Genomic DNA, 15,187 nt, shown 5'->3' with positions numbered 1-15,187 from the left:
AGAGGCGCTTCGCACCTCAACCCTGGGCTGTGAAATCGCAACTCCTACAGAGTTGCCGGGGGTGCGTACCGTCTGCACCGTACTGCCTATATCATCGACCAAGGTAAAACAACTCCGCACCTCAACCCTGGGCTATGAAATCGCAACTTCATTACCTTTCCGCATCGCATTGCGCCGCGCCGGTGACCTTCGGTTTAGAGTTGCCGGTGATGTGTACCGTCTGCGCCGTACTGCCTATATCATTGACCAAGGTAAAACAACTCCGCACCTCAACCTTGGGCTATGTAATCGCAACTCCTACAGAGTTGCCGGGGGTGCGTACCGTCTGCGCCGTATTGCCTATATCATTGACCAAGGTAAAACAACTCCGCGCCTCAACCTTGGGCTATGTAATCGCAACTCCTACAGAGTTTCCGGGGGTGCGTACCGTCTGCGCCGTTCTGCCTATATCATTGACCAAGGTAAAACAACTCCGCACCTCAACCTTGGGCTATGTAATCGCAACTCCATTACCTTTCCGCGTCGCATTGCGCCGCGCCGGTGACCTTCGGTTTAGAGTTGCCGGTGATGTTTACCGTCTGCGGCGTATTATCTATGCCGTTGTCAGGTGTCAAATCGCTATTTACCCTCATGGGAAGACTGGGGTGGGGTACGCTGCTGGTCCCTTTTGTTGTGGGGCTTGTCAGCAGCAGCAACTCTGTAGGAGTTGCGCTTTCCCAGCCCAGGGTTGCGGGCGTAGTCCGCTACCCTGGGTAGCTGCACAACTATTATAGCTACTCTGTAGGAGTTGCGATTAGCCGAAGGCGTTATGCTCAGTTAATAATAATCGTCTACACATTTTTTTCCATTATCCTGCTGGAGGTAACGCCTACGGCTAAACGCAACACTTACAGCGTTGCTACCTTTTTTGCACCAATACCCAGGGTAGAGGCGCTTCGCACCTCAACCCTGGGCTATGTAATCGCAACTCCTACAGAGTTGCCGGGGATGCGTACCGTCTGCGGCGTACTGCCTATGCCGTTGTCGGGTGTCAAATCGCTATTTACCCTCTTGGGAAGACTGGGGTGGGGTACGCTGCTGGTCTCTTTTGTTGTGGAGCTTGTCAGCAGCAGCAACTCTGTAGGAGTTGCGCTTTCCCAGCCCAGGGTTGCGGGCGTAGTCCGCTACCCTGGGTAGCTGCACAACTATTATAGCTACTCTGAAGGAGTTGCGATTAGCCGAAGGCGTTATGCTCGGTTAATAATAATTGTCTAAACCTTTTTTTCCATTATCCTGCTGGAGGTAACGCCTACGGCTAAACGCAACACTTACAGCGTTGCTACCTTTTTTGCACCAATACCCAGGGTAGAGGCGCTTCGCACCTCAACCCTGGGCTATGTAATCGCAACTCCTACAGAGTTGCCGGGGGTGCGTACCGTCTGCGCCGTACTGCCTATATCATTGACCAAGGTAAAACAACTCCGCACCTCTACCTTGAGCTATGTAATCGCAACTCCATTACCTTTCCGCGTCGCATTGCGCCGTGCCGATGACCTTCGGTTCACAGTTGCCGGTGATGCGTACCGTCTGCGCCGTACTGCCTATATCATTGACCAAGGTAAAACAACTCCGCGCCTCAACCTTGGGCTATGTAATCGCAACTCCTACAGAGTTTCCGGGGGTGCGTACCGTCTGCGCCGTTCTGCCTATATCATTGACCAAGGTAAAACAACTCCGCGCCTCAACCTTGGGCTATGTAATCGCAACTCCTACAGAGTTTCCGGGGGTGCGTACCGTCTGCGCCGTTCTGCCTATATCATTGACCAAGGTAAAACAACTCCGCACCTCAACCTTGGGCTATGTAATCACAACTCCATTACCTTTCCGCGTCGCATTGCGCCGCGCCGGTGACCTTCGGTTTAGAGTTGCCGGTGATGTGTACCGTCTGCGCCGTATTATCTATGCCGTTGTCAGGTGTCAAATCGCTATTTACCCTCATGGGAAGACTGGGGTGGGGTACGCTGCTGGTCCCTTTTGTTGCGGGGCTTGTCAGCAGCAGCAACTCTGTAGGAGTTGCGCTTCCCCAGCTTAGGGTAGCGGGCGTAGTCCGCTACCCTGGGTAGCTGCACAACTATTATAGCTACTCTGAAGGAGTTGCGATTAGCCGAAGGCGTTATGCTCGGTTAATAATAATCGTCTACACCTTTTTTTTCCATTATCCTGCTGGAGGTAACGCCTACGGCTAAGCGCAACACTTACAGCGTTGCTACCTTTTTTGTACCAATACCCAGGGTAGAGGCGCTTCGCACCTCAACCCTGGGCTGTGAAATCGCAACTCCTACAGAGTTGCCGGGGGTGCGTACCGTCTGCGCCGTACTGCCTATATCATCGACCAAGGTAAAACAACTCCGCACCTCAACCTTGGGCTATGAAATCGCAACTCCTACAGAGTTGCCGGGGGTGCGTACCGTCTGCGCCGTACTGCCTATATCATTGACCAAGGTAAAACAACTCCGCACCTCAACCTTGGGCTATGTAATCGCAACTCCTACAGACTTGCCGGGGGTGCGTACCGTCTGCACCGTACTGCCTGTGCCGTTGTCGGGTGTCAAATCGCTATTTACCCTCTTGGGTAGGTTGGGGGTAAATTCATGCATTGGCCTCTGCTACTTCCATGGCTTGTCCTCGGTCTATGGCGGGGTTCTCAAAATCTTGGGGGATAGTCTGCTAAAAAGCGGACATTCGTTTGGCTCTTTCAGCCAAAATCCTTAACTTTGTGTGCGTTATAACAATCATCAATGTCATGAAGAAAATTTCAACACTACTCCTGCTGATGGTGGCATGCCTTACCGCCTCGGCTCAGTATCAGGCTTCGCCCGAAATCCTCAAGGCCCGTACCGAATTCCAGGACAACAAGTTTGGCATCTACATCCACTGGGGACTCTACTCCATGCTCGGCAACGGCGAGTGGGTGATGAGTAACCGCAACATTAATTATAAGGAATATACCCACCTGGCCGACGGCTTCTATCCCTCCAAGTTCGACGCCGAGGAATGGGTCAAGGCGTTCAAGGCCGCCGGTGCCCGCTACGTCACCTTTACCACCCGTCATCACGATGGCTTCTCGATGTTCAAGACATCGGCCAATAACTATAACATCGTCGATGGTACTCCCTTCCACCGCGATGTGCTCAAAGAGCTCGCTGATGCCTGTCAGAAGTATGGCATCAAGCTCCACCTCTACTATTCACACGTAGACTGGTCGCGCCCCGACTATCCTCAGGGATGGAGCGGTATGGGTATCGGCAAGCCCAAGGACCAGTACAACTATGACTCCTACCTCGCTTTCATGAAGCACCAGCTCACCGAGCTGCTCACCAACTATGGCCCCATCGGTGCCATCTGGTTTGACGGCTACTGGGACCAGAAGAACAACCCCAAGTTTGACTGGCGTCTCGACGAGCAGTACAGCCTTATCCACCGCCTGCAGCCCGGCTGTCTCGTGGCCAACAACCACCACAAGGCCCCCAAGCCCGGCGAAGACCTGCAAACCTTTGAGCAGGACCTGCCCGGTCAGAACACAGCCGGTTATTCCAAGGGAACGGTGATAGGACAGTTGCCTCTGGAGACTGTGATGACCATGAACAAGGTCTGGGGCTACGACATCACCGACAAGAAGTACAAGAGCTCTGAATATATCATCCAGCACATCATCAAGGCTGCCGGCAACAATGCCAACTATGTCATCAACATCGGTCCCCGCCCCGACGGCAAGCTGCCCGTAGAGGCTGTCGAGCGCCTCAAGGCTATTGGTGACTGGATGGGCCGCTATGGCGAGACCATCTATGGTACCCGCGGTGGCATCGTGCGTCCCCATGACTGGGGCGTTACCACCCAGAAGGGCAACACCCTCTATGTGCATATCATGAACTGCCAGGACCGTGCCCTCTTCCTCCCCCTCACCGAACGCCGTGTGGCCAGTGCGCGTATGTATGACGGTCACCAGAAGGTGCGTGTCAGCAAGAACGCTGAGGGCGTGACCCTCGAACTCCCCGCTGTGCCCAAGGGTGTGGACACCATCGTTGAGCTGACTCTCAAATAGTCTGCCGTCTCTCCCCACGAGAACCAACAAAGCCCGAAACCATCTGCAGGTTTCGGGCTTTGTCATATCTTTGAGCTTGGGGGTGGGGGAAGGGGCTGTAGGTGGTATCAGATTTGCCTCACATTACCCCTTCAGATGCTCAAAATCAGGCAGTCCGTAGTCAGTCCTTCCCTCGCCCTGCCCAGTAATTACTTGAATGATTGAAAAAATAACACGAATTAATGCTAAACTTTTTGTGTGTCACTCTGTTTTTTGCTATCTTTGCCTTATCATGAAGAAGACCGTATCATTCATCCTCATGGCGATGCTGTCGCTCAGCCTCAGCGCCGCCAAAGTGGTTACCTCGGCGTCGCTCAAGCTCGTTGCCGATGGCAAGACCCTTAACACCGAAGCTATCCAGAACGCCATCGACCGTCTGTCTAAGAAGGGCGGCGGCAAGTTGACAATCAGCAAGGGCCTTTACCTCACCGGGGCCATTCAGCTGAAGAGTGGGGTAGAGCTCCACCTCGAGCGCGGTGCCGTGCTCTTGGGCAGCACCAATCCCGATGACTATTACCAGCTGCAGGTGATGGGCGACGGCGACGTGGTGCGCAAGGACAACTCCAAGTATGCCCTCGTGCTCGCCCAGGGTGCCCGCAACATAGCCCTCACCGGCGAGGGAGTCATCGACGGACAGGGTCAGGAGCTGGCGCTCACTATCGACTCGCTCGTGAAATGTGGCGTGAAGAGTGACCCCAACTACAGCAAGCGTCTGCGTCGTCCCAGTGAGATCATGCGTCCCAAGCTCTTCTTCTTCTCCGAGTGTGACGGAGTCGAAATCGCCGGCCTCCATCTGCGCAACAGCGCCTGCTGGGGTCTCTCCTTCGACCTCTGCTCCAATATGAATCTCCATCACCTCGATGTCTACAACCGTGCCTACTGGAACAACGACGGTATCGACATGACCGACTGCCGCGACTCGCGTATCACCAACTGCCGCATCAATGCCGCCGACGACGGCATCTGCCTGAAGAGCTACCACAAGCGCGGCGTAAGCCAGAACCTCGTCATCGACAGCTGCGAGATACGCAGCTCTGCCTCGGCTGTCAAGTTCGGCACTGCCACTTGGGGTAATTTCCGCGACATCACCATTACCAACATCCGCGTAATCGACACCTTCCGCTCGTGCATCGCCATCGAGAGCGTCGACGGTTCGCAGATCGAGAACATCGTAGTCGACGGTCTCAAGGCAACCAATACCGGCAACGCCATCTTCGTCAAGTTGGGCAACCGTGCCAAGAACGACCAGGGCTATATCCGCAACATCACCCTGCGCAATATGGATGTTGAGCTCGCCTTCGGCCGTCCCGACACCGACTATGATATCCGCGGCCCCGAGGTGAGCTACTTCCACAACCCCTTCCCCTCAAGTATCACCGGTTGGCCCGGTCATCCTGTAGAGAACGTGGTGCTCGAGAACATCAATATCAGCGCTCCCGGTCGTGCCGACAAGGGTATGGCCTATGTCAAGGCGCCCGAGGTTCCCGAAAACTACGACCGCTACCCTGAGTTCACCATGTTTGGCGAGCTCCCCGCCTGGGCTTTCTTCCTGCGCCACGTCGAGGGCATCACCCTGCGCAATGTCAACCTCACCCTGCGCGACCGCGACTTCCGTCCCGCCATCTGCCAGGTCAATGTCAACGGCTACAAGGACGAGGGAGTCAACATCACTCTGCCCGAGCCCAAGCACTGTGGCAAGTGCCATCGTCACGATTAATCTACATATACTTATATAGACATTAATAACAACCACAACTATCATCGGGCAGACGCTGCCCATAGCGAACATTATGAAATACCGTAACTATATCCTCGTGGCAGCCATGATGCTCGTTGCCACTGTGGCCGAAGCTGCCAAGACCGTGAGCTCTACGGGTCTCAAACTCGTAGCCGACGGTCAGACCGTCAACACTCCCGCCATCCAGCGCGCCATCGACGACCTGAGTCGTAAGGGCGGCGGCACCATCGTCTTCGAGCCCGGCAACTATGTCATCGGTACCCTCGAGCTGCGTTCCAATATCGAGCTCCACCTCAAGAGCGGCGCCACCCTCTTGGGCAGTACCAATCCCTATGACTACATCGACATCACCAAGGAGGGCGCCGACCGCAGCGACCCTAAGAAGTGGAACTATCTGAGCCTCGCGCTCATCGAGGCATACCAAGCCAAGAACATCAAGCTCACCGGCGAGGGCACCATCGACGCCCGCGGCTGCGAGCTGGCTCTCGCTATCGACAGCCTGCACAAGGCTGGCGTGCGCCCCGACCCCAACTACTTTGACCGACTCAACCGCCCACGTGAGGCCATGCGCCCCAACCTCTTCACCATCAATGCCTGCGACGGTATCGAGGTGAGCGGACTCCATCTGCGCAACGGCGCCTGCTGGGGACTCGTCTTCTTCCAGTGCAAAAACCTGCTTATCGAGCGCGTGGATGTGCTCAACCGCGCCTACTGGAACAACGACGGCATCGACATCGTGGACTGCCAGCACGTCATCATCCGCGACAGCCACGTCAATGCTGCCGACGACGGTATCTGCCTCAAGTCAGACAAGCTCGAGCTCGCCTGCGACGACATCCAGGTCTACAACTGCGCTGTGGAGAGTTCGGCGTCGGCCATCAAGTTCGGTACCAACTCTGCCGGTGGTTTCAAGAACATTACCATCCGTGACATCAAGGTCAGCAACACCTTCCGCTCTGCCATAGCCATCGAGGCTGTCGACGGCGGCGAAGTGCGCAACGTGCTCGTTGAGAATATCCACGCCCTCAATACCGGCAACCCCATCTTCATCCGCTTAGGCAAGCGCCAGGCCGACCGCCGCGACGGCATCGTCGACGGTGTGACCATCCGCAACATGGTGTGCGAAGTTCCCTTCGAGCGCCCCGATGTAGGCTATAAGTTGCGCGGCCCCATCACCAACACCATGCGCAACCCTATGCCTTCGAGCATCGTGGGCATCCCCGGCGTCAAGGTGCGCAATGTGCTCATCGACAATGTCACCATCATCTACCCCGGTGGAGCCGACAAGGGTCTGCGCTACCTCACCATGGGCGAGCTCAACAAGATACCCGAGCAGATTAACCGTTATCCTGAGTTTGATATGTTTGGCGAGCTGCCCTGCTACGGTTTCTACGTGCGCCATGCCGATGGCGTCACCTTCCGCAATGTCAACCTCCTGCTCCGCAACGACGACTTCCGTCCTGCCTTCGTTCTCGACGACGCTTCGAATGTCAAGTTTGAGAACATCTCTTACCCCTTCGGCAAGAAGAACGGACAAATCTACGATAACTCCAAGCAATGAAACGTAAGCTCTTCACCCCTCTGAGCATGGGCGCCATGGCGCTCGCTCTCGTCATGGTGGCCTGCGGCAAGGCGCCGCAGCTCACCCGCGACAATGTCGATGACGTGCTCGCCCACATGACCCTCGACGAGAAGATCAACATCGTCGTGGGCGCCGGCAATGAGACCTTCACCGGCTATGGCAACACCAAGAAGCTCGTGCCCGGTGCTGCCGGAACCACCTCGCCCATCCCCCGCCTCGGCATCCCGCCCACCGCGCTCACCGACGGTCCTGCCGGACTCCGCATCGATACCATGCGCGAGGGCCAGAGCCGCCGCTACTACCACACCGGCTTCCCCATCGGCACCGCCCTTGCCTCGTCGTGGAACCAGCCCCTCATCTATGAGGTGGGAGAGGCCATCGGCAACGAGGCCCATGAATACGGGCTCGACCTCATCTTCGGCCCGGGCATGAACCTGCACCGCGACCCGCTCGGAGGCCGCAACTTCGAGTACTACTCCGAAGACCCGCTCCTCACCGGTAAGATGGCGGCAGCCTTTGTGCGCGGCATCCAGAGCCAGCATGTCGGCGCCACCCTCAAGCATTTTGCCGTGAACAACCAGGAGACCAACCGCAAGGATGTCGATGTGCGCATCGCCCAGCGACCCCTGCGCGAGCTCTACCTGAAGCCCTTCGAGATAGCCGTGCGTGAGAGCGATCCCTGGTCGGTGATGAGTGCGTACAATATGATCAACGGCCAGCAGTGTATGGAGAGTCGCGACCTGCTCACCACCATCCTCCGCGGCGACTTCGGCTTCCGCGGCTTCGTGGTGAGCGACTGGGCAGCCCCCGGATGGCGCGACTCCGGCCGCGAGATCTGGGCTGGCAACGACCTGCTTGCCCCCGGCACCGCCCAGCAGCGTCAGGAGATCAAGGCCGCCGTCAAGGCCGGTACCCTCTCTGTGGCCGCCCTCGACAGCTGTGCCCGCCGCATGCTCCAGTTTGTAGCCCGCACCGAGCGCATCACCCCCCGCACCTATAGCGAGAACCCCGACCTCAAAGCCCACGCTATCAAGTCGCGCGAGGCTGCCGAGGAAGGCATCGTGCTGCTCGAGAACCATAACCAGACCCTGCCTCTCGCCAAGGAGACCCGGCGCGTGGGCATGTTTGGCGTCTCCTCTTACAACTTCATCTCCGTCGGCACCGGCTCGGGCAATGTCAAGACCCCCCACACCGTCAATCTCCTTGAGGGATTTGCCAATGTGGGCGTCGAGACCAATGCCGACGTGGCACAGACCTATCAGCGCATCATCCGCGATACCATCGCAGCCCGCGCCTACGACCCGCTGGGCTACGCCGCCATCCCCGAGCTCACCATTGACTCGGCTGTCATAGCCCGCAGCGCCCAGACCGACGATGTCGCCATCATCACCATCGGCCGCAGCTGTGGTGAGGGAGCCGACCGCCTGCATGCGACAGAGTATCTGCTCTCCGACGTCGAACACAGGCTCATCGCCCAGGTGAGCCGAGCCTTCCACGCCGCCCAGAAGCGCGTGGTAGTGGTGCTCAATGTGTCGGGCGTGGTCGAGGTGGCATCCTGGCGCTCGCTCGCCGACGCCGTGGTGCTCTCGTGGTTGCCCGGACAGGAAGCCGGCGACGCCGTATGCCGCGTCCTCACCGGCAAGGTGTGTCCCTCGGGCCGCCTGACCATGACTTTCCCTCTGCGCTACGAAGACTGCAGCACCTACGACAACTTCCCCTACGACTACCACGGCCCCAAAGCTATCGGTAACTACCCCAAGATACCGCGTACACCGGCCATTAAGAACGTACACTACGTCGACTATGTCGAGGGCATGTACGTGGGATACCGCTACTTCGACACCTTCAACCGCCCTGTGGCCTATCCCTTTGGCTTCGGACTCAGCTACACCACCTTCGCCTACAGCGACGCCGTCTGCCGCGCCCAGGCCGACGGCAACTTCGCCCTCAGCGTCAAGGTCACCAACACCGGAACCTGCGCCGGCAAGGAGGTGGTACAGGTTTATGCCCCCGTGCGCTCGCTGCGCCATCAGCTCGTCGCCTTTGGCAAGACCCGCACGCTCCAGCCCGGCGAGAGCGAGACCCTCAGTCTCACCATCACCCAGCGCGACCTCGCCTGCTTCGACGAGGCGCAGAACGCATGGGTACTCGATGCCGGCGACTATACCCTCGAGATTGGCGCCAATGCCCGCGATGCCCGGCTGAAAGCCCACATCCAGGTGTCGGCACCCCTCGTCGTCGAGCGGGTCAACGGCGTGCTCCGCTAAGCGGTCTGCCCCATACAAAGAGAGCGGGGAGACGTGCCTGTCTATGGCATGCCTCCCCGCTCTTGTCGTATGGGGCTGCGTTATGGCTTCACATATTCGCCGTTGACCTTGACCGGCTCCACGTGCAGATTGATATACGTTTCCTCGCCAAACCGCTCCCTCAGCCGCTGCTCTATGTTGGTGGCGTGCTGATGGGCTTCGTAGAGCGAGAGCGCTCCCGGCATGCGCACGTGCATATCGATGGCGATGTGGCTGCCTATGCGGCGCGTGCGCAGATGGTGGATGGCGCTCACCGTGGGCTCTTCGCTGGCGATGTCGGCTATCTGCCGCTCCATGTCTTCGGGCAGACTCTTCTCGAGCAGCTCGCCCATCGACTGGCCCACCAGTGTATAGGCGGTGCGCATGATGAAGACGCTCACCACCACGGCGGCGATGGGGTCGAGCACAGCCCAGCGGCTGCCCAGGATGATGGCGCCGCCGATGCCTATGGCTGTGCCGATGCTCGAGAGCGCGTCAGAGCGGTGATGCCATGCGTTGGCGACCACGGCGGGCGAGTCCAACCGTCGGCCTACGCTCACCGTGAAGCGGTAAGCCCACTCCTTGAGCGCTATGCTCATCAGCGCTGCCGCCAGAGCTATCCACCCCGGCTGCTCGAGCGCCTCGCCCCTCATGGCGTCCACTATCTTGTCTGCGCCACCATAGCAGAGCATTGCGCCCACCACGCCCAGCGCCATGCCGATGGCTGCCGTCGCCAGCGTCTCATACTTGCCGTGACCGTAGTCATGGTCTCCGTCTTCGGGCTTGCTGCCCAGCCTTACGAAGACCACCACCACCACGTCGGTCAGAAAGTCCGACAGCGAGTGCACCGCATCGGCTATCATCGCAGCCGAACCGCCCACGATGCCGGCGACAAACTTGAATATCAGCAGCACCACATTGATGATGCTGCCCTTGATGGTCACCCTGTTGATGGCGCGCACCCGCTCGTCGGCGACCATCTGTTCCTCCTTCTTCGTTATTGTCATGATATTTTGCATTTACGTTGGCCCCGAAGATAGGGTCAACGGTGCAAAAGTACACATTATTTATATATATAGTATCATTTCCCCCATTTTTTTCATCCCCATTTTTGCAGGAATAAGGCACTCCGATTCCCCCATGCGGTGTAGGTGTAGGCGTGGGGATGATGGTGTGGGTGGAGTTGCGTGTAGGTGTAGGCGTGGGGATGATGATGTGGGTGGAGTTGTGGGTTGGAGTAGGTGAGGGGATGATGGTGCGGGTGGAGGTGTGGGTAGATGTAGGCGTGGGGATGATGGCGTGGGTGGAGTTGTGGGTAGGTGTAGGCGTGGGGATGATAGTGCGGGTGGAGTTGTGGGTAGGAGTAGGTGAGGGGATGATGGTGTGGGTGGAGTTGTGGGTAGGTGTAGGCGTGGGGATGATGGTGTGGGTGGAAGCGAAGGTTGGAGTAGTTTAAGAGGACACAAGTGGCCAAGTGGGGGTATAGTACGCACCCAGCGGCAACTCCTTCAGAGTTGCCGCTGCTGGAGAAGGGGCTCATTATGTTTGAAATTAAACAAATTTTAGGGAATGAAACGACTATTTCGCATCCTGCAACGCATAAATCCAAGTCCGAAATAGTGAAATCGTACCTTGAAATGATGATTAATGCCATCTCGGGCTACATCTCTGTGATGCCCCTGCCATTCCCCGTGGCCATATATATAATAATGTGCATCCCCACCGCATCCACACTACATTCGTCGGTCGGCGCCCTGTCTGCGCTGCTTGTCCCAATTATTCCCCTTCTTCCACCAATTATCGTCTTTTTTCCGCCGATTACCACCCCGATTTTAACGATTATTCCCCATTTCCTGTTACAATTCAAAAAAATATTAAATATTAATAGAAGAAATGACATATTTATAAGTTGTTATCAAATTTTAATGCTTACATTTGCGAGTGAAATGGTGTTGACGGCCCCGAACAGCCCCCGAGACACGCCAAAACACAGAAAAAAGTGAGTGAAAGCCAGTGGCCAAATACATCTGGTGCTTGCATAGCGTCAACCGTATCTTGTAAAACTTGGTTAGTTACGAAACTTATATTATTTATTACCTTTTAAATCATAGTTTATGGATGAGAAACTGAAAAAGACTTCATTCAGTGCTTTGAACATTTCGAAGCAGTGGGCATATTTGTTCGCTGCCTCTATGTTGACCCTTGCTCCGCTGTCAGCGTCAGCAAGCGAAAGCAACAACCTGAATGCAAGCAAGTCTCTTGCCGTACAGCAAGACAAGAAAACAGTCAGTGGTACCGTGGTTGATGCCAACGGTGAACCCATCATCGGTGCTACCGTTAAGGAGGTAGGTACGCAGAACGCTACCATTACCGACGTCAACGGTACCTTCAAGCTCAACGTGAAGCCGGGCGCAATGCTCACGGTGTCAAGCGTAGGTTTCAAGGAGCAGACCGTAAAGGCCAGTGACAAAGTGGATGTAACCCTGAAAGAGGACGCAGAAGTGCTCGAGCAGGTAGTAGTCGTAGGTTACGGTACAGCCAAGCGTAAGGACGTGTCTGGCGCCATCACCAGTGTGAAGTTTGATGACGGCAAGCTGACCAACCTGCCTAACCCTAACGCCCTGTCTGCCCTGTCAAGCCAGGTAGCTGGTCTGCACTACTCTCCTACGAGCAGTGCTGCTGGTGACAACTCTTCTACCATGACTCTGCGTGGTAAGAACGTTATCCCAGAGAGTCCTGCTGCTGCTAAGCAGGCTAACAATGCTCCTCTGCTCATCGTCGATGGCGTTATCTCTTATGGCGGTATCAGCGAAATCAATACCAATGACATCGCTACCATCGACGTGTTGAAGGACGCTTCTGCAGCCGCTATCTACGGTTCGCGTGCTGCCAACGGTGTGATCATCATCACCACCAAGCGTGGCGAGAGCGCCAAGCCTACAGTACGTTTCAACTCTTCTTGGAGCTTCTCTGACTGGAGCCGTAAGCCAGAGTTTGTTAACAACACAGAGCGTTTCTTGATGAACCGTTTCTATGCCAAGCAGGCTGCTGGTGACACGCGTTTCCCCGCAGATGCTACATGGTCTATGGATTTCTTCAAGCAAAACAAGGAAGCCTTCTTCGTTACCACAACTGAAGAGCAGGCTTACGATGCCGGCATGTGGACCAACTGGCTCGACGAAGTAACCCGCACTGGTGTAGGCCAGCAGTACGACCTGAGTGTTGCCGGTGGCAGCAAGGGCGTCAAGTACTACCTCTCTGGCGACTACACTCGCCGTCAGGGTGTACAGCGTGGTGATGACTACGAGAAGTACAACGTAATGTCTAAGATTGACATCGACGTTACCGACTGGTTGAAGGTTGGTTTGAAGGCCAACTACCTCGGCTGGCGTCAGTGGGGTGTAACCGCTACTCTCGGTAACGCCGAGTGGTATTCTCCTTTCTCATTCAAGACTGTTCAGCCTGTTAGAGATGCTGATGGCAATATCGTTGAGAGCTCACTCAAGTATACCTCTTGGTACAACTCTCACCCCGATGGCAATACCCTCAGCCCTCTGTGGGGTTCAGGCGTTAGCGGTGGTGTAGCCGACTCTTATCTCTATGGTGTCAACGACAGAAACGGTAACAACGTCAATGGCGTGTTGACCGCACAGGTTGACTTCCCATTCCTTAAGGGTCTGTCTTATCGCTTCACCTTGAACGCACAGCGCAACTCAAGCTACCAGGATACATTCAACCGTCCCGAGATGTGGGTAGACACCCGCAATACCGGTCAGATGGACGACCCAACTAAGTTCAACAACAAGGTTGAGGGTATCTCTACAGCTTCTGTTTCTTCATACTGGAATACCGACAATATCTTGACCTATGGTACGGATATCGACAAGCACCACGTTGACGCAATGGTAGGTTACACTCGTGAGTCTTACGACAACAACTACCGTTACCTCAGCTTCAAGGACTTCACCGGTTCTACCTCTCTGGGTTACTACGGTGCTTCTGCTGCCAACACTCAGAATGTAAGACGCGAGCGCACTCGTACCCAGTCAGCTGCTTACCTGGCTCGTTTCAACTACAACTTCGACAGCAAGTACTATGTAACCTTCAACTACCGTCGTGACGGTTTCTCTGCTTTCGCCGAAGGCAAGAAGTGGGGTAACTTCTACGGTGTGTCTGGTGCATGGGTATTCAGCAAGGAAAACTTCATCAAGGACAACCTCACTTGGCTCGACTATGCCAAGCTGCGTCTCTCTTGGGGTCAGAACGGTAGCCGTTCGGTTAGCGCTTACGCCACCAACTCTACTATCTCTACCACCAAGACATGGCTTGACAACCAGTCTACTCTCGGTTACCTTGCCAGCACTCTGGGTAACAAGGATCTGACATGGGCTACCATTACCAAGTACAACCTCGGTTTGGACTTCAGCGTGCTCAACAGCCGACTCGATGGTACTATCGATATCTATAGCGGCCGCACCACCAACATGCTGATGCAGCGCTCTGTACCTTATCCTTCTGGTTTCAACACTGCTTACGCTAACGTAGGTAAGGTGAGCAACAAGGGTATTGAGGTAACTCTGCACTCTGTCAACATCAATGGCGACGGTAAGGACAATGTACGTTGGGAGTCTAACCTCGTATTCGACCTGAACCGCAACAAGGTTATGGAGCTCTACGGCAAGAACTATAAGGGTGTAGAGGCCGACGATGTGGCCAACTTCCACACCTATGGTCCTCAGTCTTACTATGCTCTGATGGTAGGTAGCTCTATCACCGCTGCTTACGACCTGAAGAAGCTCGGTATCTTCCAGAGCCAGGAAGAGATTGACAACTATACATGGAAGAACCCCGAGACTGGCGCCGTTAGCAAGATTCAGCCCGATGCCAAGCCCGGTGACGTGAAGTTCATGGACTGGAACAACGATGGTAAGATTTCTGCTGAAGACCGCCACTGCATTGGTGACCAGGATCCTCTGTTCACTCTGAACTTTGGCAACACCATCAGCTATAAGAACTTCTCTCTGTACTTCAACTTCCGTTGGATGCCAGGTAGCGACAGCCACTTCCTCGGTTACGACCCATTCGCTTGGGGGCCCAATGGTGGCAGCGGCAACCAGCTTGACCGCGTAAACCCATGGCGTGCCGACAACAAGAACAACGACTATCCTCGCTATGGATGGAGCAACCAGTTTGACTACCTCTGGTGGAACAGCCGCGGCTTCCTCAAGCTCAAGGACCTCGTGTTCTCTTACAACTTCGACCGCAACCTCATTGCACCTCTCGGCCTCACCGGTCTCCGTGCATACGTATCAGGTACCGACCTCTTCACCATCACCAACTGGTCTGGTCTCGATCCTGAAACTGGTGGTACTATCGCTGCCGGCGCTGCTTCTACCAAGTATGCAAGCAATGGCGCTTACCGCACCATCACCTTCGGTCTTAACGTGACATTCTAACACATC

Annotated in this window: 10 protein-coding genes; 9 read left to right on the top strand and 1 reads right to left on the bottom strand. The window is 55.8% G+C overall.

Going from position 1 to position 15,187, the window contains the following annotated elements:
* The 6 genes from CIK87_RS14430 to CIK87_RS11630 form a co-directional block, all read left to right on the top strand.
* A partial coding sequence (locus CIK87_RS14430) for a hypothetical protein (RefSeq protein WP_158216249.1) occupies positions 1 to 544 on the top strand: 544 nt, incomplete at its 5' end.
* 896 nt (positions 545 to 1,440) lie between these two features.
* A complete protein-coding gene (locus tag CIK87_RS14105; RefSeq protein ID WP_144008209.1) occupies positions 1,441 to 1,890 on the top strand; it encodes a hypothetical protein in 450 nt (149 codons plus the stop codon).
* A gap of 892 nt (positions 1,891 to 2,782) precedes the next feature.
* On the top strand, positions 2,783 to 4,081 hold the full coding sequence (locus CIK87_RS11645; RefSeq protein ID WP_094387308.1) for an alpha-L-fucosidase: 1,299 nt from the start codon (positions 2,783 to 2,785) through the stop codon (positions 4,079 to 4,081).
* 271 nt (positions 4,082 to 4,352) lie between these two features.
* Positions 4,353 to 5,837: a glycoside hydrolase family 28 protein gene (locus CIK87_RS11640; protein ID WP_094387307.1), complete on the top strand. Its 1,485-nt coding sequence runs from the start codon at positions 4,353 to 4,355 to the stop codon at positions 5,835 to 5,837.
* Positions 5,838 to 5,910: 73 nt separating this feature from the next.
* Positions 5,911 to 7,419: a glycoside hydrolase family 28 protein gene (locus CIK87_RS11635; protein ID WP_094387306.1), complete on the top strand. Its 1,509-nt coding sequence runs from the start codon at positions 5,911 to 5,913 to the stop codon at positions 7,417 to 7,419.
* Complete coding sequence (locus tag CIK87_RS11630) at positions 7,416 to 9,707, top strand: beta-glucosidase (protein ID WP_094387305.1); 2,292 nt, start codon at positions 7,416 to 7,418, stop codon at positions 9,705 to 9,707. The genes CIK87_RS11635 and CIK87_RS11630 overlap by 4 nt, the downstream gene beginning before the upstream one ends.
* A gap of 80 nt (positions 9,708 to 9,787) precedes the next feature.
* Here the strand turns inward: CIK87_RS11630 and CIK87_RS11625 are convergent, their stop codons facing one another.
* Positions 9,788 to 10,732 (bottom strand): cation diffusion facilitator family transporter, encoded by a 945-nt coding sequence (locus CIK87_RS11625; protein ID WP_254045975.1) that lies wholly within the window; start codon positions 10,730 to 10,732, stop codon positions 9,788 to 9,790.
* Positions 10,733 to 10,890: 158 nt separating this feature from the next.
* Between CIK87_RS11625 and CIK87_RS11620 the strand changes: the two genes are divergently transcribed.
* The 3 genes from CIK87_RS11620 (at position 10,891) to CIK87_RS11610 (ending at position 15,181) form a co-directional block, all read left to right on the top strand.
* Positions 10,891 to 11,181: a hypothetical protein gene (locus CIK87_RS11620; RefSeq protein WP_094387303.1), complete on the top strand. Its 291-nt coding sequence runs from the start codon at positions 10,891 to 10,893 to the stop codon at positions 11,179 to 11,181.
* An 85-nt stretch (positions 11,182 to 11,266) separates the two neighbouring features.
* The gene (locus CIK87_RS11615) at positions 11,267 to 11,728 is read left to right on the top strand and encodes a hypothetical protein (RefSeq protein WP_144008208.1); all 462 of its coding nucleotides are present in this window, start codon (positions 11,267 to 11,269) and stop codon (positions 11,726 to 11,728) included.
* Between the two features lie 189 nt (positions 11,729 to 11,917).
* Positions 11,918 to 15,181 carry a TonB-dependent receptor gene (locus CIK87_RS11610; protein WP_094387314.1) on the top strand — a complete coding sequence of 1,088 codons (3,264 nt, stop codon included), beginning with the start codon at positions 11,918 to 11,920 and terminating at the stop codon, positions 15,179 to 15,181.
* Positions 15,182 to 15,187: the final 6 nt, after the last annotated feature.

The organism is Prevotella sp. P5-64 (assembly GCF_002251285.1).
Lineage (GTDB): Bacteria > Bacteroidota > Bacteroidia > Bacteroidales > Bacteroidaceae > Prevotella.
This window is presented reverse-complemented; position numbering and strand designations above follow the sequence as displayed.

Bases quoted from the DNA above. Each gene is read 5' to 3' on its own strand.
- CIK87_RS11645 (WP_094387308.1), top strand. From the start codon at position 2,783: ATGAAGAAAATTTCAACACTACTCCTGCTGATGGTGGCATGCCTTACC.
- CIK87_RS11640 (WP_094387307.1), top strand. From the start codon at position 4,353: ATGAAGAAGACCGTATCATTCATCCTCATGGCGATGCTGTCGCTCAGC.
- CIK87_RS11635 (WP_094387306.1), top strand. From the start codon at position 5,911: ATGAAATACCGTAACTATATCCTCGTGGCAGCCATGATGCTCGTTGCC.
- CIK87_RS11630 (WP_094387305.1), top strand. From the start codon at position 7,416: ATGAAACGTAAGCTCTTCACCCCTCTGAGCATGGGCGCCATGGCGCTC.
- CIK87_RS11625 (WP_254045975.1), bottom strand. From the start codon at position 10,732: ATGACAATAACGAAGAAGGAGGAACAGATGGTCGCCGACGAGCGGGTG.
- CIK87_RS11620 (WP_094387303.1), top strand. From the start codon at position 10,891: ATGATGGTGTGGGTGGAGTTGCGTGTAGGTGTAGGCGTGGGGATGATG.
- CIK87_RS11615 (WP_144008208.1), top strand. From the start codon at position 11,267: ATGTTTGAAATTAAACAAATTTTAGGGAATGAAACGACTATTTCGCAT.
- CIK87_RS11610 (WP_094387314.1), top strand. From the start codon at position 11,918: ATGTTGACCCTTGCTCCGCTGTCAGCGTCAGCAAGCGAAAGCAACAAC.